Source organism: Kytococcus aerolatus (assembly GCF_900187395.1).
GTDB lineage: Bacteria > Actinomycetota > Actinomycetes > Actinomycetales > Dermatophilaceae > Kytococcus > Kytococcus aerolatus.
Window position 1 is genome coordinate 1,128,996 of the sequence record NZ_FYEZ01000001.1, and the last position, 20,574, is coordinate 1,149,569.

Annotated in this window: 19 protein-coding genes; 8 read left to right on the forward strand and 11 right to left on the reverse strand. The window is 73.1% G+C overall.

The window, feature by feature from the left end:
- The first annotated feature begins 33 nt into the window (after positions 1–33).
- From CFT82_RS05305 to CFT82_RS05325, 5 genes are all read left to right on the forward strand, one after another.
- Entirely contained in the window at positions 34–1,083 is a 1,050-nt protein-coding gene (locus CFT82_RS05305) for a lipoate--protein ligase family protein (protein ID WP_088817966.1), read from the forward strand.
- Between the two features lie 189 nt (positions 1,084–1,272).
- Complete coding sequence (locus CFT82_RS11875) at positions 1,273–2,874, forward strand: HNH endonuclease signature motif containing protein (RefSeq protein ID WP_234994281.1); 1,602 nt, start codon at positions 1,273–1,275, stop codon at positions 2,872–2,874.
- Between the two features lie 51 nt (positions 2,875–2,925).
- Positions 2,926–3,372: a VOC family protein gene (locus CFT82_RS05315; RefSeq protein WP_088817967.1), complete on the forward strand. Its 447-nt coding sequence runs from the start codon at positions 2,926–2,928 to the stop codon at positions 3,370–3,372.
- A gap of 2 nt (positions 3,373–3,374) precedes the next feature.
- Positions 3,375–4,199 (forward strand): spermidine synthase, encoded by an 825-nt coding sequence (locus CFT82_RS05320; protein ID WP_088817968.1) that lies wholly within the window; start codon positions 3,375–3,377, stop codon positions 4,197–4,199.
- Positions 4,200–4,367: 168 nt separating this feature from the next.
- Complete coding sequence (locus CFT82_RS05325; RefSeq protein ID WP_088817969.1) at positions 4,368–4,931, forward strand: GNAT family N-acetyltransferase; 564 nt, start codon at positions 4,368–4,370, stop codon at positions 4,929–4,931.
- 136 nt (positions 4,932–5,067) lie between these two features.
- Here CFT82_RS05325 and CFT82_RS05330 read toward each other — a convergent pair whose 3' ends face one another.
- Together CFT82_RS05330 and dnaB are read right to left on the reverse strand one after the other, a co-directional pair.
- Positions 5,068–5,796: a hypothetical protein gene (locus CFT82_RS05330; protein WP_088817970.1), complete on the reverse strand. Its 729-nt coding sequence runs from the start codon at positions 5,794–5,796 to the stop codon at positions 5,068–5,070.
- Positions 5,797–5,798: 2 nt separating this feature from the next.
- The gene (gene dnaB / locus CFT82_RS05335; protein ID WP_234994331.1) at positions 5,799–7,112 is read right to left on the reverse strand and encodes a replicative DNA helicase; all 1,314 of its coding nucleotides are present in this window, start codon (positions 7,110–7,112) and stop codon (positions 5,799–5,801) included.
- Positions 7,113–7,569: 457 nt separating this feature from the next.
- Here dnaB and CFT82_RS05340 point away from each other — a divergent pair, with 457 nt between their 5' ends.
- Both CFT82_RS05340 and CFT82_RS05345 read left to right on the forward strand, forming a co-directional pair.
- The gene (locus CFT82_RS05340; RefSeq protein WP_088817972.1) at positions 7,570–8,550 is read left to right on the forward strand and encodes a sucrase ferredoxin; all 981 of its coding nucleotides are present in this window, start codon (positions 7,570–7,572) and stop codon (positions 8,548–8,550) included.
- The gene (locus CFT82_RS05345) at positions 8,547–9,623 is read left to right on the forward strand and encodes a nitronate monooxygenase (RefSeq protein WP_088817973.1); all 1,077 of its coding nucleotides are present in this window, start codon (positions 8,547–8,549) and stop codon (positions 9,621–9,623) included. Before CFT82_RS05340 ends, CFT82_RS05345 begins: the two co-directional genes overlap by 4 nt.
- On the opposite strand, the gene CFT82_RS05350 is transcribed toward CFT82_RS05345, so the two are convergent.
- Genes CFT82_RS05350 through CFT82_RS05370 form a run of 5 tightly spaced genes read right to left on the reverse strand, consistent with a single transcriptional unit; the run spans position 9,580 to position 14,472 of the window.
- Positions 9,580–10,248: an NUDIX hydrolase gene (locus CFT82_RS05350; RefSeq protein ID WP_088817974.1), complete on the reverse strand. Its 669-nt coding sequence runs from the start codon at positions 10,246–10,248 to the stop codon at positions 9,580–9,582. The genes CFT82_RS05345 and CFT82_RS05350 overlap by 44 nt on opposite strands.
- Positions 10,229–11,302 carry a nitroreductase family protein gene (locus CFT82_RS05355; RefSeq protein WP_088817975.1) on the reverse strand — a complete coding sequence of 358 codons (1,074 nt, stop codon included), beginning with the start codon at positions 11,300–11,302 and terminating at the stop codon, positions 10,229–10,231. Before CFT82_RS05355 ends, CFT82_RS05350 begins: the two co-directional genes overlap by 20 nt.
- A complete protein-coding gene (locus tag CFT82_RS05360; RefSeq protein ID WP_088818346.1) occupies positions 11,299–12,420 on the reverse strand; it encodes a hypothetical protein in 1,122 nt (373 codons plus the stop codon). The genes CFT82_RS05355 and CFT82_RS05360 overlap by 4 nt, the downstream gene beginning before the upstream one ends.
- On the reverse strand, positions 12,407–12,880 hold the full coding sequence (locus CFT82_RS05365) for a DUF4188 domain-containing protein (RefSeq protein WP_088817976.1): 474 nt from the start codon (positions 12,878–12,880) through the stop codon (positions 12,407–12,409). Before CFT82_RS05365 ends, CFT82_RS05360 begins: the two co-directional genes overlap by 14 nt.
- A 2-nt stretch (positions 12,881–12,882) precedes the next feature.
- Positions 12,883–14,472, reverse strand: coding sequence for a phenylacetate--CoA ligase family protein (locus CFT82_RS05370; protein ID WP_088817977.1), 1,590 nt, complete (start codon positions 14,470–14,472; stop codon positions 12,883–12,885).
- 145 nt (positions 14,473–14,617) lie between these two features.
- Between CFT82_RS05370 and CFT82_RS05375 the strand changes: the two genes are divergently transcribed.
- Positions 14,618–16,003 carry an MATE family efflux transporter gene (locus tag CFT82_RS05375; RefSeq protein WP_234994282.1) on the forward strand — a complete coding sequence of 462 codons (1,386 nt, stop codon included), beginning with the start codon at positions 14,618–14,620 and terminating at the stop codon, positions 16,001–16,003.
- Here CFT82_RS05375 and CFT82_RS05380 read toward each other — a convergent pair.
- From CFT82_RS05380 to CFT82_RS05395, 4 genes are all read right to left on the reverse strand, one after another.
- A complete protein-coding gene (locus CFT82_RS05380; protein WP_159461866.1) occupies positions 15,981–17,297 on the reverse strand; it encodes an MFS transporter in 1,317 nt (438 codons plus the stop codon). The two genes, CFT82_RS05375 and CFT82_RS05380, sit on opposite strands and share 23 nt — an antisense overlap.
- On the reverse strand, positions 17,294–17,752 hold the full coding sequence (locus CFT82_RS05385; RefSeq protein WP_088817980.1) for an NUDIX domain-containing protein: 459 nt from the start codon (positions 17,750–17,752) through the stop codon (positions 17,294–17,296). The genes CFT82_RS05380 and CFT82_RS05385 overlap by 4 nt, the downstream gene beginning before the upstream one ends.
- A gap of 71 nt (positions 17,753–17,823) precedes the next feature.
- A complete protein-coding gene (locus tag CFT82_RS05390; protein ID WP_088817981.1) occupies positions 17,824–18,591 on the reverse strand; it encodes an SDR family NAD(P)-dependent oxidoreductase in 768 nt (255 codons plus the stop codon).
- Positions 18,592–18,767: 176 nt separating this feature from the next.
- A complete protein-coding gene (locus tag CFT82_RS05395) occupies positions 18,768–20,558 on the reverse strand; it encodes a 2-oxo acid dehydrogenase subunit E2 (protein WP_088817982.1) in 1,791 nt (596 codons plus the stop codon).
- Positions 20,559–20,574: the final 16 nt, after the last annotated feature.

Here is a 20,574-nt window from a genome sequence, read left to right on the forward strand (position 1 = left end):
CTGTCGTCGCAGCCCGACGACTACCGTGGAGCCATGCGAGCCGAGTACAAGGTGCCGGGCGGCAAGTTGGTCGCCGCCGAGATCGAGACCACCGACGGGCGGATCAGCTCCGCGTTCGTCTCCGGTGACTTCTTCCTGGAGCCGGACGAGGCCCTGGAGGACCTCAACGGCGCCCTGCAGGGGCTCCCCGTCGAGGCGTCCGTCGACGACATCGCCGCCGCGATCCGCGGGCGGCTCAGCGACGAGGTCTCCCTCATCGGCTTCACCCCGGAGGCCGTCGGCATCGCGGTGCGCCGCGCCCTGGGGAAGGCGACCAGCTGGGAGGACCACGAGTTCGACGTCATCGGCCCGGTGAGCATGGACCCGCGGATGCACGTGGCCCTCGACGAGGTGCTGGCCCGCTCGGTGGCCCGGGGGGAGATCCGCCCCCACCTGCGCTTCTGGGACTGGGATCAGCCGCTGGTGGTCATCGGCTCCTTCCAGTCGTACCGCAACGAGATCGACGACGAGGGCCGGGCGGCGCAGGGCATCAACGTCGTCCGTCGGATCACCGGTGGCGGCGCGATGTTCATGGAGCCGGGCAACTGCATCACCTACTCCCTGGTGGTGCCGGAGTCGCTCGTGGAGGGGCTCAGCTTCCAGCGTTCGTACGAGTTCCTCGACGACTGGGTAATGGGCGCCCTAGCGGAGATCGGCATCAACGCGCGGTACGTGCCGCTCAACGACATCGCCTCCGAGCACGGGAAGATCGCCGGGGCCGCACAGCGCCGCCTGGCCGGTGGGGTGGTGCTGCACCACGTGACGATGGCCTACGACATCGACGCCGACAAGATGATGGAGGTCCTCCGCATCGGCAAGGAGAAGATGTCGGACAAGGGCACCCGCTCGGCGAGGAAGCGCGTGGACCCGATGCGCTCGCAGAGCGGCCTGCCGCGCGAGGAGATCATCGACGGCTTCCTGCGCCACTTCGAGGGTCGGTACGCCACGACGCGGCGTGACTACTCGCAGGCGGAGCTCGATGCCGCCCGGGAGCTGGTGGAGACGAAGTTCAGCACCGAGGAGTGGACGCACCGGATCCCGTGAGCCGGGCGGGGTGGGGGCGATGCGGGCCGCCCCGCGCCCCTTTGGCGCGCCCACCGTCCCGCACTGGCCCCCCCCCCGCGTCCCCGTCCCCTCGCGTGCCTGCAGCCCCGTCATCCACAACCCGGTTCACATAGTACACATGTTCTGGAATGTGGTACGCTTGTACCACAAGCGAGGGGGTGACGGGACATGCGCAGGGAGAACGTCGGGCACGGCTGGGGCGGAAGCGCCTCTGCCAGTGGCCTGTCGGCCGGTCTCACACCTGACCCGGGCACGCCCCACGGACGCTCTGCCCTGCTGCTGGACCGCTGCCTGAGCGCCCTGGCCGAGGCCCGGGCAGCCGAGGCCCGTCTGCTCGACGCGGTCATGGCCCTGCGCTCGGAGCTCGACGACCAGCTCTTCGGGAACGGTGAGACCTCCCTGTGGGGCGCCACCTCCCAGTGCCGGTCGGCGGACGTGGACGCCGCCACGGTGGACGAGCTCGTCACCGCCTCGGGCATGTCCCGGCTGTACACCGGCGGGCTCGTGCGCCTGGCTGGGGCGCCGCCTGCACGGCGGGCCCGCGGCCGCGAGGCGGTGACTGACGAGCAGGTGGAGCTGCGGCGGGTGATCGACTGGCACGAGGCCACCGAGCACCTCCGCGAGGACGACGCGCTGGCCGTGGGGGACTCCGTGTTCTCCCCACGCAAGGACGGTGCACCGCGGACGGCCAGCGAGTTCCGCCGGCTGCTCACCAAGCGGGTGCGGCAGGTGGAGGCGGAGGACCGGGAGGCACGCCGCCGGGGCATCGAGGAGGCCCTGCGACAGCGGGGGTCGTGGTCCTCACCGGGGCAGGACGGCACCGGGGCCCTGACGGTCACGGGCGAGGCCACGCGGGTCGCCGCCGCCCACGCCCGGCTGGACGCGGCGGCACGACGCGCCAAGGCTGCCGGGGACCAGCGCACCCTGAGCCAGCTCCGCAGCGACCTCCACCTGGACCTGCTCCTCGTGGGGCAGCTGCCGGGCCCGGCGACCCCGCTGCCGCTGGACACGGCAGGGACACCACGCCCCGCAAAGACGACAGACAGCAGCGCCAGCCCCGACTCATCGGACACGCCAGCCCTGCCGGTGCCCAGCGCGACGCCAGCACCCACCGCCCCGCCGGTCTGCACGAGCTGCGGCACGGTCTCGAACGACTACCTTCCCTTCCCCACGGTGGGCGACCCGGTGCTGCCGCCGGCCCGGTGCACGGTGGTGGTCGGCCTCGACCTCCTCCTGGACGGGGCTCGGGAACGACCGCCCGGCCCCGCACCCTCACGACCACCCGATGAGTCACCCCCGACAGCAGGACCCCGAGGCGGGACGCGAGGGGTTGCCCTCGGGTGGATGCCCGGCTTCGGCTACCTCGACCCCGACCACGTCCGCCGGGTGGCGGTGCGGGAGGGCTCGGTGTGGCGTCGGCTGGTGGCCGACCCGCTGACCGGCCATGCCCTGAACGTGTCGCCGTTCACCTACCGCCCCACGGCCAGCGTGGCCCGGTTCGTCCGGGCACGGGACGGGGTGGCGCGCGACCCGGGGTCCGGTTCCTTCGGGGCGACCGCGGCCGAGGACTGCGAGATCGACCACGTCGAGCCCTTCGAGGCCGGTGGCGCCACCACGCCCGAGAACCTGCAGGCCCTCTCCCGACGGGGCCACGCCCGCAAGACCAAGCGGCAGTGGAGGGTGGAGGGTGACGCCAACGGCGAGCTGACGTGGACGAGCGCCACCGGTCGCCGGTACCGCAGCGAGCCACTGGACTACCGCGACGCGTGAGGGGTCGCAGCTCCCGGAGCCAGCCCGGCCCGGACGCGGGAGACTGGGGCCATGAGCGACACTCCCGACCCCACCGCCCCCGACCCGGCACGCCCTACCCCCGCCGCCACCCCGTTCCTGACCTTCCAGCCCTCGAAGGGACAGTCCGCCCGGGAGGCGATGGAGCTCTACGCGGGCCTCTTCGACGGCGAGGTCGTCAGCGTCCAGGAGTACCCGGAGGGCACACCCGGCGCGGGCACGGTCATGGTGGGCGAGCTCCGCATCGCCGGCCTGACCGTCCGCTGCAGCGACACCTTCATCGACCACGCGTGGGACATGACCCCCGCCCTGTCGATCTGGGTGGAGTGCACCTCCGACGCCGAGCAGGACCGCCTCTTCACCGGTCTCGGGGAGGGCGGCCGGGTGTTCATGCCGATCGACGACTACGGCTTCGGCCGCTTCGGCTGGGTGGGCGACCGCTTCGGCGTCACCTGGCAGCTCGCCCGCAGCGGGGCCTGAGCGTGCCCGCGACTCAGCCCCAGCCCCAGCCCCAGCCCCAGCCCCAGCGCACCCTGCAGCTCTCCGTCTCCGGCCAGCAGGCCCGACTGGCCCCGGCGGAGCACGGCACGGGCTGGGAGCTCTTCATCGGCCCGGCCGTGCAGTCCCACGTCGACCCCGCCTCCCCCACGACGGTCCGCTACGAGTACCTCGCCCGGATCGCCCACGTCCTCGATGCGACGGCTCCGGCCGGCATCCCGCTGCGGGTCCTGCACCTGGGCGCCGGGGCGCTCACCCTGCCGCGCTACGTGCAGGCCACCCGCCCGGACTCCACGCAGACGGTGGTGGACCTCGAGCCCGCACTCGTCGGGTTCGTCCTCGACACCCTCCCGATGCCGCCCGGGACCGACCTCACCTCCGTGGTCGCCGACGCCCGGGCCGCCGTGGCCGAGCTCCCCGACGGGACCTGGGACGCCGTGGTCCTCGACGTGCCGAGCGACCTCCCCGAGACCGAGCACCTCGCCGGGCCGGACTTCCACCTCGAGCTGCTCGATCTGCTCACCGAGGACGGCGTGCTGCTGGTCAACGTGGGGGACGACGACGGGCTGGCCTGGTTGGCCACCCAGGTCGAGTCGCTCGGTGAGGCCGCCGACGCCCTGGGTCACGACGGCGTGTGGCTGCTCGCCGACTCCGGGATGCTGGAGCGTCGCGCCCTCGGCAACGCGGTGCTGGCCGTGGGCGCCCCGCTGGCCGACGCCCGCGACCGGCTCGTCGCCGCCGGCCCCCACCCGGCCGCGGTGCTGGGGCCGGAGGAGGCGGCGCTGGTCGAGCGGATCCGGGCCCGGTGAGGCACACGGGACGGTGAGGCGCGGTCCGGCACTGACCGGTCCGGTAACCGACGCTCTCACGGCAGCACAAAATCCCTTGACCCGAAGGATCACCGGGTGCCATTCTGCCGAGCATGACGGCGTCCTGCCCCCCCCTCCCCGCACCCCTGTGGCCCCTCCCCCTGGCCAATGACCGTGTCTGATGTCCTGCTCCGCGACCCCAGGCCCGGCGACATCGACTCCCTTCTGGAGTACCGCAACCTGCCAGAGGTGAACCGCTGGATGGTCGCGACTCACGAGGAGCCATCCGAGCTCCGGACCCGCTGGGAGGGGATCACCGCGTCGGAGACGGATTTCTCCTGCGTGGCTGAGGTGGATGGCGAACACGCAGGGGTGGGCTTCCTCGAGATCATCGACGGGTCCGGCCAGCCCGGCGCCCCGCGCAGGACAGAAGCTCTGGTCGGATACATGGTGCGTCCAGGCTTCGAGGGGCGGGGCATCGCGACATCCATCGCCCGAGGCATCGTGGAGGCAGCCTTTGTGCACCTCGGCGTGCGGCGCGTCATCGCCGGATGCTACGCCGACAACCTCGCCTCGGTCCGCGTGCTGGAGAAGGCCGGCCTGCGCCGCGAGCAGTATGGGCGGCAGGACTCGTGGCACGCCGAGCTCGGGTGGATCGACGGGTGCTGGTACGGGCTGCTCGCCGAGGAATGGGTGAACGCGCCCTCAGAAGGGCGCGGCTTGGGCTCGTGAACGCATCACCCGGCACATTTCAAGGAACTTCGGATCAGCATTGTGCCGCCCCACACACTCCTCGAACGAGATATCCCCGCCAGCCGACTGGCACCACGCCCGATGGTCATCGGTATACCTCCGCACCGACTCCTCGTCAGTCAGGGGTCTGGACGAGCGGACCTGCATCAGCCCCCGGGTTCGGACCCCCCGGAAGAATCTGTTCAATCCGACGAAACCACAAGGGCCTATTGACAGCCTCCGCCATGGCAATCGTAACCATCGCGTCGCCATGACCACACTCCACACCCCTGAGCACATCCAGCTTTTCCGGCCTGACCCGAGAGAAAGCCACATCGGCCGGGCTGGAGTCAACCGGACGCTCCCCCAAACGGTCGTAGAAGAACTTTGCCAAGGCGATCGCAATCAATGTCGACCAGATATTGGTCGAGATATCTTCTAACCGTGGAGCCAGCCACGCCGCCCTCCCCCGTGTCACCCACACAGCCACTGTCGAGAGCGCAACGATCACGGTGCTCATGAGATGGATCTCGAGGATCCGCCTGCGACCCCACACGCCCTGGGGCACCCGCAGAGCGGCGACGAGAGGCCCGATCAGGACATGCGCAACCGCGAAGGAACCAGCGGACACGTCCGACCTGACGCCGATCTGCCCAGCCCCATGCACCACCAAAATGGCCGCAAGAACCACAGGAACAGACCTGAAGAGAGCATATCGCCACCACTCTGAACTCACGTACCGGGCGACAACATCCTCCGGGTCCATGTACCTTTCCGGCCAGCTCACGGAGATGTGGGAATAGAATGCCCTGAGGAGGACCGCGACCACGGCACCCCAAGACCCGGCCCAGAAGACATCCTCCACCGTCAGAATCCCTGCGCCATGTCCTTGAACCGGCTGAGGTGACCCTGGAAGGCCACGGTGATCGTCGCCGTCGGACCGTTGCGGTGCTTGGCCACGATGAAGTCCGCCTCTCCCGCACGGGGGGACTCCTTCTCGTAGGCGTCCTCCCGGTGCAGCAGGATCACCATGTCGGCGTCCTGCTCGATCGACCCCGACTCACGCAGATCGCTCATCTGCGGCTTCTTGTCGGTCCGTTGCTCCGGCCCACGGTTCAGCTGCGAGAGCGCGATGACCGGCACCTCGATCTCCTTGGCCAGCAGCTTGAGCGCACGGGAGAACTCCGACACCTCCTGCTGGCGGCTCTCGACCTTCTTGCCGCTGGTCATGAGCTGCAGGTAGTCGATGACCACGAGCTTGAGGTTGTGCTGCTGCTTGAGCCGCCGCGCCTTGGCCCGGATCTCCATGAGCGACAGGTTCGGCGAGTCGTCGATGAACAGCGGAGCCGAGCTGAGCCGCCCCTGGATGTCGGCGATCTTCGCCCAGTCATTCTCGTCCAGGTCACCCTTGCGCAGCTTCTGCAGCGGGATCGACGCCTCCGCCGAGAGCATGCGCATGACGATCTCGGACTTGCTCATCTCCAGCGAGAAGATCGCGCTGGTCAGCCCGTGCTCGATGCTCGCCGCCCGGCAGATGTCCAGGCCGAGGGTGGACTTTCCCATCGCCGGCCGGGCTGCCAGGACGACCATCTGCCCACCGTGCAGCCCGTTGGTCAGGGCGTCCAGGTCGGCGAACCCGGTCGGCACCCCGAGCATCTCCCCCTGGGTCCCGGAGGCGTGCTCGATCTCGTCGACCGTGGCGTCGAAGATGTCGCCGATGACCTGGTAGTCCTCGGAGCTCCGCTTGTCCGCCACCGCGTAGACCTCGGCCTGGGCGGCGTTCACGACCTCCTCGACCTCGCCCCCGCCCTGGCCGTAGCCCATCTGCACGATCCGGGTCCCGGCCTCCACGAGGCGCCGCAGGATGGCCCGCTCGGCGACGATCTCGGCGTAGTACCCGGCGTTCGCGGCCGTCGGCACCGCCTGCATGAGCTCGTGCAGGTAGGCCTGCCCCCCGGCCCGCTGGAGGTTGCCCCGCTTCGTGAGCTCGTCGGCCACGGTGATGGCATCGGCCGGCTCGCCGCGCCCGAAGATGTCGAGGATCGCGTCGTAGATGAGCTCGTGGGAGGGGCGGTAGAAGTCCTGCCCGCGCACCGTCTCCAGCACGTCGGCGATGGCGTCCTTGCTCAGGAGCATGCCGCCCAGGACCGAGCGTTCGGCGTCGAGGTCCTGCGGGGGCATCCGGTCCAGGCCGGGGCCCTCGTCCGGCGGCGGCTCGAACTCGTGATCGCTCACCACTCACTCCTGTTCCGTCAGGGCCCGACCGACTGCTGCGACGACCTGCTGCCGTCACCACGCGTGGCCCCCTCGAGGAGCATCGTCGCACCGCACACGGACAGCGCCGACAGCCCTCGGGGCGCACACGCTAGGACCACCGTGACCGGTCACCAAATCGGCGCGGCCCGCCTCCCCACAGACCTGTGGACGAACCTGTGGAGGAACGACGGGAACAGTGGCCACAGCCTGTGGACGACCCTGTGGGGGAACACCCCACCCGTTCACCCTCGACCACTCGAAACCACCCCTGACCTGCGAGAACGCCCGAAGCTCCATGTGAACTCGAGGTGAATTTCGTCCACAACGCCCACAGCGGCCCCGAAGGCCTCCGCAGCGGGACCGTGGGGAATACTGGACGTCCATGGGTGACCTCCAGCCGACCGCCGCACCGCCGACCGAGGGCCTCGAGGGCACCGCGGGCTTCCGCTGCTCCGTCGCCGCCCGGGCCCGCGGCGACCAGATGGTCGGCACCGCCCCCGAGGCCCGCCGCTGGCTCCTCGTCGAGCAGGACGCCCACTGGGGCCGCACCACCTGGGAGGGCCTGGAGGTCGAGGCGGCCCTCGCGGTGGAGATGCAGGAGCACCTGGAGTCCGTGAACGGCCGGCTGCAGCTCATCCGCCGCCCCGGCGCCCGCCCGGACCGCACCCTGGCCACCCGTCGCTGGTGCCTGGTCGACGTGGACTGGGATCGCCCCGTCCTGTGGGGCACCGCCACCACCGACGCCGAGCTCCTCGAGGCCGCCCGCCTCCTGGGCGGTCCCTGCCCGCCGGAGGCCGTCCGCCCGGGCTCGCCGGGCATCGTGCTGGTGTGCACCCACGGCCGCAAGGACGTCTGCTGCGCCATCCACGGCCGGCCGGTGGCCAGCTCCCTGGCCGCCCTCTGGCCGGAGGAGACCTGGGAGACCACCCACACCGGCGGCGACCGCTTCGCCGCCAACGTGATCCTCCTGCCCGACGGCGCGGTCTACGGCGGCACCGACCCCGGCACCGCGGTGGCCGACCTGAGCGCCCACACCGACGGCCGGGTGGACCCCACTCGGCTGCGCGGCCGGTGCGGCGAGCCCCAGCACGTGCAGGTGGCCCAGGCGGTCGCGCTGCAGGAGCTCGGTCCGCTCCCCTGGGGCGCGATGTCCACCCGCCGCGAGGAAGCCGGCGCCGAGCGCTGGAGCGTGGACCTCGCCGTGGCCAGTGGCTCCTCCGACGCCCCGCCCCGGCACCTGCGGGTCACCGGGCGGTTCGTGACCACCGAGCCCCACCAGCTCACCTGTCGGGCCGTTGCGCTCAAGCCCTCCACCCACGCCGTCGCCGAGGTCGTGGAGGAGATCGAGGGGGAGCTCGCATGAGCCCCGCACCCGCACCGTTGGCCCCACCGGTGCCCGTGCTCGTGGCCCCGATGGCCGGCGGCCCCTCGACCCCGGAGCTCGTGGCCGCGGTCGCCGGGGCCGGCGGGAGCGGCTACCTCTCCGGGGGCAATCTCACTCCCGAGGCGCTGGCCGACCAGATCGCCCGCACCCGGGAGCTCACCGACCGGCCCTTCGGCGTGAACCTCTTCTGGTACGAGCCCGCCGAGCCCGCGGCACGCGCCGCGGTGCAGGAGTATGCCGAGCTCCTGGCCCCCGAGCTCGCTGCCCTCGACGTCACCGCACCGGAGCTGGACTGGGAGGATCTCGACCGCGCGTCGGAGAAGCTCGACCTCCTGCTCTCCGACCCGGTCGCCGAGGTCTCCTTCACCTTCGGCCTCCCCGGTCCCGAGGTCGTGGAACGTCTCCACGCCGCGGGAACGGCCGTGGCCGCCACCGTCGCGGACCACCACGCCGCCCGGTGTGCCGCCACGCAGGGCGTCGACCGACTCTGCGTGCAGGGCGCCGAGGCCGGCGGCCACCGCGGCACGCTGACGACCGGCGAGGAGCCCAACAGGCTCACCACGACCCAGCTGGTGCAGCAGGTCGTGCGGGCCCTGGGCCCCACCGCACCCGTCCCGCTCATCACCGCGGCCGGGGGCGTCACGGACCGCGCCGAGGTCGAGGCCCTCCTGACCGCCGGGGCCGAGAGCGTGCAGGTGGGCACCCTCTTCCTGCTCACCGACGAGGCCGGCACCAGCACCGCCCACGCCGCCGCCCTGCAGGACCCGGAGATCACCGAGACCGTCGTCACCCGGGCCTTCTCGGGCCGCCCGGCCCGTGGTCTGCGCTCCCGCTTCGTCGCCGCGCACGACGCCCACGCCCCCGCCGCGTACCCCACGGTCAACCAGCTGACCCGCCCGTTGCGCACCGCCGCCGCCCGAGCCGGTGACCACCACCGCGTGAGCGCCTGGGCCGGCACGGGATGGCGTCAGGCCCGTCCGGGGCCCGCCGCCGGCGTCGTCGAGGCGCTCACACCCACTCCTGCCCCGGGGCGACCCAGCGGATCGCGGTGAACTCCGGCGCCCGGCCGGCCGCCTCCTCGGCTCGCAGGTGGGCCGCGAAGATCTCCTCGACCTGCCCCTGCTCCAGCCCGGTGCGCACCTCGTAGAGATAGCCGATGTTGCCGTTCGGCCGGTCGGCCACGGCCCAGGGCACGAGCGGCGGGTCACCGATCGCGCCCAGGTCCAGCCCGACCTCCTCGAGCAGCTCGCGCCGGGCACAGTCGGCGGGGTCGATGCGGTCACCGTCCACGTCGTCGAGGTCGATCGCTCCACCCGGCAGCTGCCAGTGCCCCGGCCGCTTGGTGGTGTCCGACATCCGGCCGTGCAGACAGGCCCCGTCCGCGGCGCGGACCAGCACGCCGGCCCAGACGTGGCGGTGACACCACTCCGACGGCAGCACCCCGTCACTCACCGCCAGGTAGTGCGAGTAGCAGGAGCGGGCCACCGGGACCTCCAGGGTGCGGGCGTCCGTGCCGGGGGCCGCCACGAGCGTGGGACCGTCGAACAGGGCGGGCTGCTCGGCCAGCCGCCGCTCCCAGTTCTCCGCCGCGAGCGCTGCCACCTCCGGCGGCAGCGTCAGGGGCTCGTCGGTGAGCCGCAGCAGGTGCGGCCGGTCGTCACGCAGGATCTCCGCCATGGTCCCGATCGTAGGGACCGCCCGCCCCACCCAGCCGGGCGCTGGCCGGCGGGCGCCGACGGGGACGACCGATGCGGAAGACCGCCAGCGGGAGGGAGCCACCAGCGCCCGGGAGCACCTCCGGCATCGCCGCAGCGGTCTGCGGGCAGTCCAGCAGCTGGCTGAGCGGGTGGACGCTCCACCCGGCCCGGTCGGCCACCAACCAGGTGCGCAGCAGCAGCCGGCCCGCCTCGGCGACGTCTGCGTCGTCGGCCGCGGCGACGCAGCCGGACGGACCGCCCTCCGCGGAAGTGCCCCCGGCCGCCACCCCCCGGAAGGCCACCACCGGCCCCACCGGCCGGGTCGTGGAGAAGCGGGCCAGCACCCCGGTCAGCCCGACCCGCGCCAGCCGGGGCCGCACCCCCGGGCGCAGCGCGGCCCGCAGCACCCGCGCCTCGAGACCGTTCAGGCCCAGGGCCACGTCGCTCAGACCGTCCTGCCCGTAGCGCGGAGCGGTGGGGTCCAGCCGCAGCCAGTCGGCGAGCTCCTCGGCAGCCGGCCCCTCCAACGACCAGCGGTCGGCGGTGAGCAGGTGCTCGTCGACCCAGGCCCCCGGCAGCACCTGCAGGCCCACCCCCACGGACTCCGCGAGGTCCGCGACCTCGGCCTCCGTGGGGATCACCGCCATGACGCCGCGGGCGGTCCGGCGGTGCCGCAGGGCCTCCAGCGCGGCGGCGGCACCGAGCCTGGCCACCGCACCGCCCCTGTCGCCCGTCCTCTTCCGCACCACCAGGGTGGCGGCGTGGTGGGCGGCCCGGTCGACCTCCCAACGGACGTCCAGCCCGAGCCCGAGGTCGGCCGCCACCACCGCGAGCGCCTCCACCACACACCCCAGCGAGAGCAGCAGGTCCCGCCCGGTCGGGTCGCCCAGCGGCAGGGAGCGCGACGGATCCCACCCGAGCATCAGCCGGTCGGCGCCCACGGCCCGCAGCGCCCACGGCTGGCTGTTGTGGGCGCTCGGCGCCCGGCCCCAGTCGGCCTCCCGGGCCAGCAGCCGCTGGGCGGGGGTGCTCACACCAGCCCCTTGCGGTAGAAACACAGCTCGTGGAGGGGACGCCCACCGATGGCGGCGAAGTGCGCGGCCGAGCCGGCGTTCTCCCGCCCCACCTGGGTGACCCGGAGCTGCTCGTACCCACCTGCCTGCAGGTTCACGAGCAGCTCCCGGGAGAGGGCCCGCATGAGTCCCCGCCCCCGCTGGTCCGGCACCGTGCCCTTGATGACGAGGATCGCCTCCCGCCGGTAGCGACCGCGGGTGAGCCAGAGCCGGGCCTGGTCGCGCCAGCGCATCCGGCCCCCGGTGCTGCGGACGAAGGCGGTGATGTCCGGCACCACGAGCACGAAGGCCACCGGACGCCCGTGGTCGGTGAGGTAGAGCAGCAGGTCCTCGTCGAGCAGGTGCGCCAGCCCGTCGGTGGCCGCCTCGAGCTCCGGGGCGGAGATGGGCGTGAAGTAGGGCAGCTCGGCGAAGCTCGCGTTGAGCATGGTGCGCAGCAGCGGCAGCTGCTCGGCCAGGCGCCGACGGCTCCCCCGGTGGAGCTCCACCCCCTCGGGCAGCGGCCCGGCCGGTCCCAGGTCGACCTCGGGGTCGCGGGAGCCGAGGTCCTCGCAGAGCCACGTGGCGCCGGGCCACAGGGGCGCGAAACCGCAGGCCTCCCAGGCCGCCGGGTACCAGTCGGGATTCCAGGCCGAGTCGAGGAAGCCCGGCTCCTCGTGCCCGGCCGTGACCACCCCGCCGGTCTGGTTGGGCAGCAGCGAGACCGGTCCGAGCAGGGCGGTGCGGCCCTCCTCGCGGGCCCACCACTCGGCGTGGGCGACGATCGCCTCCAGCACCTCCGTCGAGGCGAACTCGGTGGCCCCCAGCAGGGCCGTCATCTCGCCCCGGCGGGCGTCCATCCGGTCGTCGGAGTGCAGGGTGGTGCGCCCCACCACGCGCCCGCGGCCGTCGCGGACCAGGAGCATCTCCAGCTCCCCGTGCTCGGCGTGCGGACCGGTGCCCTCGTGCCAGGAGCGCAGGGTCGGCTCCAGCAGCGGCACCACCTTCTGCGCCGGGTGCAGGCGCAGCGGGAGCTCCCGGAAGGCCGCCAGGTCCCGCCCGGAGCGCACCGGCTCGACACGGAGCTCAGCCCCGGGCACGAGCACGCCCCCGCCGCTCCCGGGCCACCGGCGGCCCCTCGACCTCACCGGTCACCGGGGTGAAGCGCTCGATGTGGTCCAGCTCGTCGCCCTCGGCCCGCCACACCCCGTTGGAGTAGCCCGCCTCCTCGGCGCTCCACAGGCGGATCCAGCCTCCGGTGGCCTGCTTCCGGTCCGGGGAGGTCACCCACTGCACCAGCTCCCGGTGCTCCCCGGTCCGCGCGAAGCGCAGCAGGTCGTCGCGGGTCTCGAACCAGCCGATGGTCCCCAGGGTCCACGGCGCCTCGTAGAAGACCTGGTGCCCGCAGTACCCGGGCATCCGCTTCATCTGCCGCACCATGCGCAGCCAGCGCGGCGTGAGCCGGGCCCAGGCCAGCGGGCCGCTGTACCGGGTGGCCCCCACGAACATCGCCGTGGCCTGCGCCTTGCGCGGCGCCCTGCTGAAATCGGTCGTCCTCATCGTCATCCCTCCGGGGTCTGCAGGTAGCGGCGCTTGATGCGCGCGCCGGTGTCGTGGAACGGGCCGGTCCCGGCGTCGTGGACCTCCACGGCGATCTCCCCGGCCCGGGGGCTCTCGGTGAGCGACTCGGCGTAGTCGCGACTGACCCGCGCCAGGTAGGCCACCACGCCCCGCCGGGCCGAGTCCGCGAGCGCCTCCCGCTCGGCTGCCGGCAGCTCGACGCCCTCACGGAGCTCCAGGTGGAGCGTGGGCCGCTGCGCCACGGCGTCGCCGGGCACCTCCTGCAGGGTGACGGTGAAAGCCGCGATCGCGGCGGCGCGCGCGGAGTCCTCGTAGAGCCCGTTCTCCACGTCCTGCGGGTAGATGTTGGCGCCCATGAAGGAGACGGTGGAGTCCGCCCGGCCGAAGAGCAGCAGGAGCGGCAGCTTCATCGGGGCACGCTCGAAGGCCTCCCGCGCCTCCTGCGCCCAGCGCGGGTCGCGGGCCAGGATGCGCTGCAGGTCGTGCCAGTCGAGCAGCACCGCCTCGTCCCCGATGTCGTAGCGGAGCTTCGGGGAGAGCACCGAGGTGGAGGTGAGCGTGCACACCAGGTGCCGGTTCGCGGTGGTCTCCAGGTAGGTCTCCAGCGGGTTGTACTGGAAGATCATCGGGGTGCGGTCCTCCCCCTCGCCGAGGACCGCCTCCCGGAGCGCCGGGTCGGTGAGGAGCCGCTTGCGCAGCCAGACGGTCAGATCCGTCTCCCCGCCGATGCCGATCGTCAGGTCCGAGGCCCCGTAGCCCGAGCGCACGGTGGCGAAGCGCTCCTCGCAGTAGTCGCGCAGCCCCTCGGTCATGGCCTCCCCGCCCACCAGGCCGTGCAGGGTGTGGGCGTCCCAGTCGAATCCGTCGGCGTCGAGCCGGTCGCGCAGGTCCTTGAGGAAGGGCGGGTAGGCCGCCACCAGGTAGGTGTACCCCGGTCCGAAGTGGGCGATGGTGTCGACGATCTTGTCCAGGTCCGGACCGGTGTTCTTCACCATCCCGATCCGGGACATCGCGATCCCGGTGTTCGTGCCGGTGGCCCACGCGCCCATCGAGTAGGCGTTGATCACGAAGAGCGGCTCCCCCCGGTGCAGCATGCGGGTGAACCCGGCCAGGTTGCGGTGCACGTCGGCCAGCTCGTCCCGCCCGCGCACCCAGTTGAACGGGCGGCCCGAGGAGCCGGAGGACTCGTCGACGATGGTGCCCACCATCGAGAGCCGCCCCTCCCGGCAGCGCTCCGTCTCGTCGAAGCGCCGGACGTAGGAGTCCTTGTCCGTCACCGGGTAGTTCTCCAGGTCCCACCACCGGAACTCCCAGTCGTGCTCGGCGAGGAACTGCTGGTAGGCCGGCACCCGCAGGTAGCCCATCTGGCAGGCCATCCAGGCGTGGAAGCGCGCGAAGTTTCCCATCCACGGCTGGTAGTTCGTGGCGGTGAGGCGCCAGGTCTCGGGGTGCACCTTGTACAGGCTGTAGGCGCGGCTCAGGGCCTGCGCCCCGGCCCGCAGGGTGCCGCGGCGCACCAGCATCGCGGCCCGAGAGTGCCAGGCCCGGTGGGCGAGCTCACGAACGGCCATGGGGCGACTCCTCTCCGGTGCCGGTTCGCTCCCCGCGGGCGCGGGGTCCCCGGCTCCCCGGTCGGGGTTAGCGGTCTCAGCAGCATCGCAGGAGGCGACGGACCGCGGCGTCATCCTCCCGACCGACCTCTGCCACACTCCGCGCGTGACCCCTAGCCCTGCCGCCGACCCCGACCCCACCCCCGGGGGGACCCCCACCGACGCCGGGTCCCGGGCCCGGGAGATCCTCGCGCTGGCGGTGCCGGCCTTCTTCGCCCTCATCGCCGAGCCGCTCTTCCTGCTGCTCGACACGGCGATGATCGGGCGCGTCTCCACCGAGGCGCTGGCCGGGCTCAGCGTGGCGAGCACCGCCCTCATGACGATGGTGGGGATCTTCGTCTTCCTGGCCTACGGCACGACCGCCGTGGTCTCCCGTCGGCTCGGCGCCGGGGACACCCGGGGCGCCCTGGCCGCCGGCGTCGACGGGGTGTGGCTGGCCCTCCTCCTGGGCGGCGCGACCGCCGCGGTGACGGCCCTGGCGGCCCCGGGGATCGTGGAGCTCTTCGGGGCCTCCGCGGCCGCCACCGACGAGGGGGCCACCTACCTGCGCATCTCCGCTCTGGGCATCCCCCCGATGCTCGTGACACTGGCTGTGACGGGCGTGCTGCGCGGGCTGCAGGACACCCGCTCCCCGCTGGTGGCCGCCGTGCTCGGGTTCGGTGCCAACGCCGCGCTGAACGCCTGGCTGATCTTCGAGATGGGCTGGGGGATCGCCGGGGCAGCCTGGGGAACCGTCATCGCCCAGGTGGGGATGGCCGTCGGCCTGCTGGCCCTGCTCGGGCGCCACGTCCGCCACCACCGGGCACCCACATCCTTCACCCCGCGGGGCGTCCTCACCGCGGCCCTCGACGGGGTCCCGCTGCTCGTCCGCACCCTCAGCCTGCGCGGCGTCATCCTCCTCACCACTTGGCTGGCCGCCGGGTTCGGGGACGTCTCCCTGGCCGCCCACCAGGTGGCCATGACCATCTGGGGTTTCCTCGCCTTCGCCCTGGACGCCCTGGCGATCGCCGCCCAGGCCCTCACCGGCAAGGCCCTCGGCGCCGGGGACACCCGCGGCACCCGTGCCATGACCGGCCTCATGACTCGGTGGGGCGTCTGGGCCGGCGTGCTGCTGGGCGTGCTGCTCGTGCTGGGGCGCGACCTGCTCCCGCCGCTCTTCAGCGACGACCCCGAGGTGCAGCGCACCCTGGCCACCGCGCTGGTCGTCGTCGGCCTGGCCACCCCCGTGGCCGGCATCGCCTACGTGCTCGACGGGGTGCTCATCGGCGCCGGGGACGCCCGCTGGCTGGCCGTTGCCCAGCTCCTCGTGCTGGTGGCCTACCTGCCCGTGGTGTGGGTGGTCCGGGAGCTGCCGCCGGCGGACATCGCCCCCGACCGGGCGATGTGGTGGCTGTGGGGAGCCTTCGCGATGTTCATGGTGCTGCGCTCGGCGGCCCTGCTCTGGCGGGCTCGCGGGGACGCGTGGATGGTCACCGGCGCCGCGCGGGACTGACCCGAGTGGGACCGGTGCGGGCGGGGCCGGCAGGGCGGGCACGGGGCACCCAGCGGGCGAAGGCGGCCGCCGCACCGAACCCGAAGGCGGAGGCCGCCCACACGCCGGCGGCCAGGCCGGCCACCGCGGTGACCCCGGAGAGCACCAGCGGACCACCTGCCGCCCCGGCGTCCGAGAGGGTGCGCATGACCGCCAGGAAGGACGTGCGCCCCCGCTCCGGGGCGGCGTCCCCCGAGAGGGTCATGACGATGCCGGAGCCCAGCCCGTTGCCGAAGCCGATGACCACGACCACCAGCGCCAGCGCACCGGCCGTCCCGGTGAGGGGCACCAGGGCGATGCCCAGCCCGAGGATCGCCATGGACGGGATGGCGTTTGCCCGGCGGGAGACCCGGTCCATGATGAGCCCGGCCGGGTAGAAGGTCAGCACCTCCACCAGGCCGGCCAGGCCCACCAGGAGGCTGATGAGCTCCTCGCTCACCCCGATGTGGGCGCCCCACAGCGGCATGAGCACCGTGCGGGAGGAGCGCGCCGCCGCGCAGAGCACGAAGCCGAACCCCAGGGTGACGATGGTCCGCCGGTGCTCCCGCACCACGTCCCGCATCCGCACCGGGGCGCTGCCGGCTCGACGCGGGGAGCTCCGCACCACACGCTCCTCCCCGGGGAGGGCGGGCAGCCGCAGGGTCGCCAGGGAGAGCAGCGCGAGCAGCACCAGGGAGACGACCACCGGGCCGCGCAGGCCCCACAGGGAGATGGCCCCCGCGGCCACCACCGGGCCGACGAAGAAGCCCACCCGCGCCATGCCACCGAGCGTGGACATCGCCCGGGCGAGCTGGTGGCGGGGGAAGGCGCCGGTGAGATAGCTCTGCCGCGCGAGCATGAAGACGCACGCGGCGGCCCCCAGCATCATCACCCCGAGGGCGAGGAGGGGCACCGAGTCCGTGACCGCCACCACCGCCATCGCCACCGCCCCCAGCAGGGCGGCCCCGGTCATGGCGCGTCGTTCCCCGATCCGCTCGGTGAGCATCCCGGCGGGCATGCCGAGCACCATCGAGCTCAGGCCGTGGAGGGAGACCACGAGGGCGGCCTGGCCCGGGGTCGCCCCGATGCGCAGGGCCAGGAGGGCAAGCACCGGAAGCACCCCGGCCAGCGCGACCGACCAGAGCAGGGCCGGGGCGTAGGCCGAGACCGCCAGGGCCCCCAGGGTGGGGCCGCCCGGGGTGACCGGCTGCCGCCAGGCCGCCCGCAGCCCCCCGGAGGCCGGGGGCGGCGGGTCCTCCCTGGCCGGGGAGCTCACGACCAGCGCATCCGATCGGCCATGAGGCAGGCCGGCACCCGGTTCGTGGGCAGCCACGGCCAGTCGGGGATCTCTTCGACCCCCAGCCACCGGACCTGCTGGTGGGAGGGGTCGGGCGCCCGCTGCGGGTCGGGGGGCGCGCTGCCCGGGGCGAGGCGGGCGAGGAAGATCCGCAGCTCGTAGCGGTGGTTGATCGGCCAGGTCGGGCGGTCGGGTGGTTCGAGCTCGTCCCCCAGCTCCACCGCGATCCCCAGCTCCTCGGCCAGCTCCCGGGCCAGCGCGGCCCGCGGCGTCTCGCCGGGCTCCACCTTGCCGCCGGGGAACTCCCAGAGCGGCAGGCGCCCGTCGGGGCCGGCGGCCACCGGGACGTCCCGCTCGGCGGTCCGCTGGGCGGCGAGCAGTCGGGTGGGTACGTCGAGGTCGTCCACGAGCATCGCGCCGACGACCAGTTGCATGGACCGAAGATTACGCCCCCGGGGTGGCCGGGGGCCCGGGCACCTGCGTGCCCGGGCCCCGCAGCGCGTGGTCACGGGGCGGTGTAGCCGCCGTCCACCAGGTGGTAGGAGCCGGTGATGAAGGAGGCGTCCGGGGAGAGCAGGAAGACCACCAGGTGGGCGACCTCCTCGGCCTTGCCCAGACGACCGATCGGGTGCAGGGCGGCGAGGCCGTCACGGGCCTCCTGCTCGAGGTTCTGCAGCAGCGGGGTGTCGATGTAGGCCGGGCCCACCGCGTTGATCCGGACCCCGCGCTTGCCGTAGTCCACGCCGGCCTGCTTGGTCAGGCCGACCACGCCGTGCTTGGTGGCGGTGTAGGCCGAGTTGCCGACGCCCGTGGCCACGGTGCCGTGGATGGAGGCCATGTTGACCACGGCGCCACCGTGCTTCTCGATCTCCGGCAGCTCGTAGCGCATGCCGTAGAGGACGGCGTTGAGGTTGATGTCCACGACCTTGCGCCAGCCGTCCAGGTCCAGCTCGCCGGCGGCGTCGGTGCTGCCGCCGATGCCGGCGTTGTTCACCGCGTAGTCGAGCCGGCCGAAGGTCTCGACGGTCTGGGCGACGGCCTTCTCGTTGGCCTCCGGCGAGGAGGCGTCCAGCTCGATGGCGATGGCCTCGCCGCCCTCGGCGGTGATCGCGCCGGCCACCCTCTGGGCGGCCTCCAGGTTCAGGTCGGTCACCGCGACCTTCACCCCCTGCTGGGCCAGCTTGCGGCAGCAGGCCTCGCCGATGCCGGAACCACCACCGGTCACCAGGGCCGCTTTGCCCTCCATGCCTGCGTACTTCGTGACCTCGGTCATGTCTGCCTCCTGTGCTCGCATGGTCGGCCCCGGACAGGGCCGCCTCCTCCCAGTCTGGCCCGGTCCCCCGAAACGGTCCACCGCCGGGGCGGGCCGACGCACCCCACCCGCCCGTGCCGACGGCGAAGGCCGCCCCGGAACGAGTCCGGGACGGCCGTCGATCGACGCGAGGAGCCTCACCAGGTGAAGGCGGCCCCCGGGTCGTTCAGGAGCGCGGCGACGTCGGCCAGGTAGCGCGAGCCGAGGTCACCGTTCACCAGACGGTGGTCGAAGGAGAGCGCCAGCTCGGTGACCCAGCGCGGTTCGATCGTCTCGTTGCCCTCGGCGTCGGTGACCACCCACGGGCGACGGTTGATCGCACCGAAGCACAGGATCGCGGCCTCGCCGGCGTTGAGGATCGGCGTGCCGGAGTCGACCCCGAAGACACCCACGTTGGTGATCGTGATGGTGCCGCCGGACATGTCGGCCGGCGGGGTCTTGCCCGAACGGGCGGTGGAGACCAGGTCGCCCAGGTCCGTGCCCAGCTCGGCCAGCGACTTGTCCTGCGCACCCTTGATGTTCGGCACGATCAGGCCGCGCGGGGTGGCCGCGGCGATGCCCAGGTTCACATCCGCGTACTGGACGATCTCCTGGTTCGCCTCGTCCCACTTGGCGTTGATCTCCGGGTTGCGCTTCGCTGCCAGCACGACGGCCTTGGCCACCAACAGCAACGGGGTGACCTTGACGTCCTTGAACGCACGGTCCTTCTTGAGGCGCTCGACGAGCTCCATCGTGGCCGAGACGTCGACCGTCATGAACTCGGTGACGTGCGGGGCCGTGAAGGCGCTGTTGACCATCGCCTGCGCGGTGATCTTGCGGACGCCCTTGATCGGGGTGCGGGTCTCGCGCTCGCCCGGCTGGACGGCCGGGGCCTGCGGGGCCGGACGCTCGGCCGCAGCGGCCACCGGGGCGGCAGCAGCCGCCGGCGCCGCACCGGCCGCGGCGGACCCGCCACCGGCCAGGGCCTGCTCGACGTCCTGCCGGGTGATGATCCCGTTCGGACCGGTCGGGGCGACCGTGCGCAGGTCGATGCCGTTGTCCTTGGCGAACTTCCGCACCGGCGGCTTGGCCTTCGGCCGCTCACCACCGGAGGCGGCGTGACCGACCTCGGCGTGGAGCTGCGCGGGGACCGCGGCGGCCGGGGCGCTCGGGGCACCGGCCGGGGCCGACGCACCCTTGCGGCGGCGGCGAGTCGTGGAACCGGCCAGCGCGCCGTAGCCCACCAGGTTCGAGACGCGGTCGCCGTCGTCCTCGGCAGCGGCCTCGGCCGGCGCCTCGGACGACGCGGCGGGGGCCTCCGGGGCACGGCTCGCGCCACCGGCAGCGGCGGGGGCACCGGTGCGCACCGCGATGATCGGGGTGCCGACGGCCACCTCCTCGCCCTCGGCGGCCATGATCTCGGTGACCGTACCGGCGAAGGGGATCGGCAGCTCCACCAGCGACTTGGCGGTCTCGACCTCGACGACGACGTCGTTGACCTTCACCTCGTCGCCCACGGCGACCTTCCAGGAGACGATCTCCGCCTCGGTCAGACCCTCACCGGGGTCCGGCAGGACGTACTGCTCCACGCCACCCTCGGCGGCACCAGCGGCCGGAGCAGCCGCAGCGGGCTCCGCGGCCGGGGCAGCAGGGGCGGGCTCCGCGGCCGGAGCAGCCGGAGCCTCACCGCCACCCAGCGGGGCGTCGGCGTCGGTCTCGATGGCGATGATCGGCGCACCGACCTCCACCTCGTCCCCCTCGGAGACGAGGATCTGCGCCACGCGCCCGGCGAAGGGGATCGGCAGCTCCACCAGCGACTTGGCGGTCTCGACCTCGACGACGACGTCGTTGACCTTCACCTCGTCGCCCACGGCGACCTTCCAGGAGACGATCTCCGCCTCGGTCAGACCCTCACCCGGGTCCGGCAGGACATAGTGCTCGATGCTCATCAGTGGCTCCTCACCG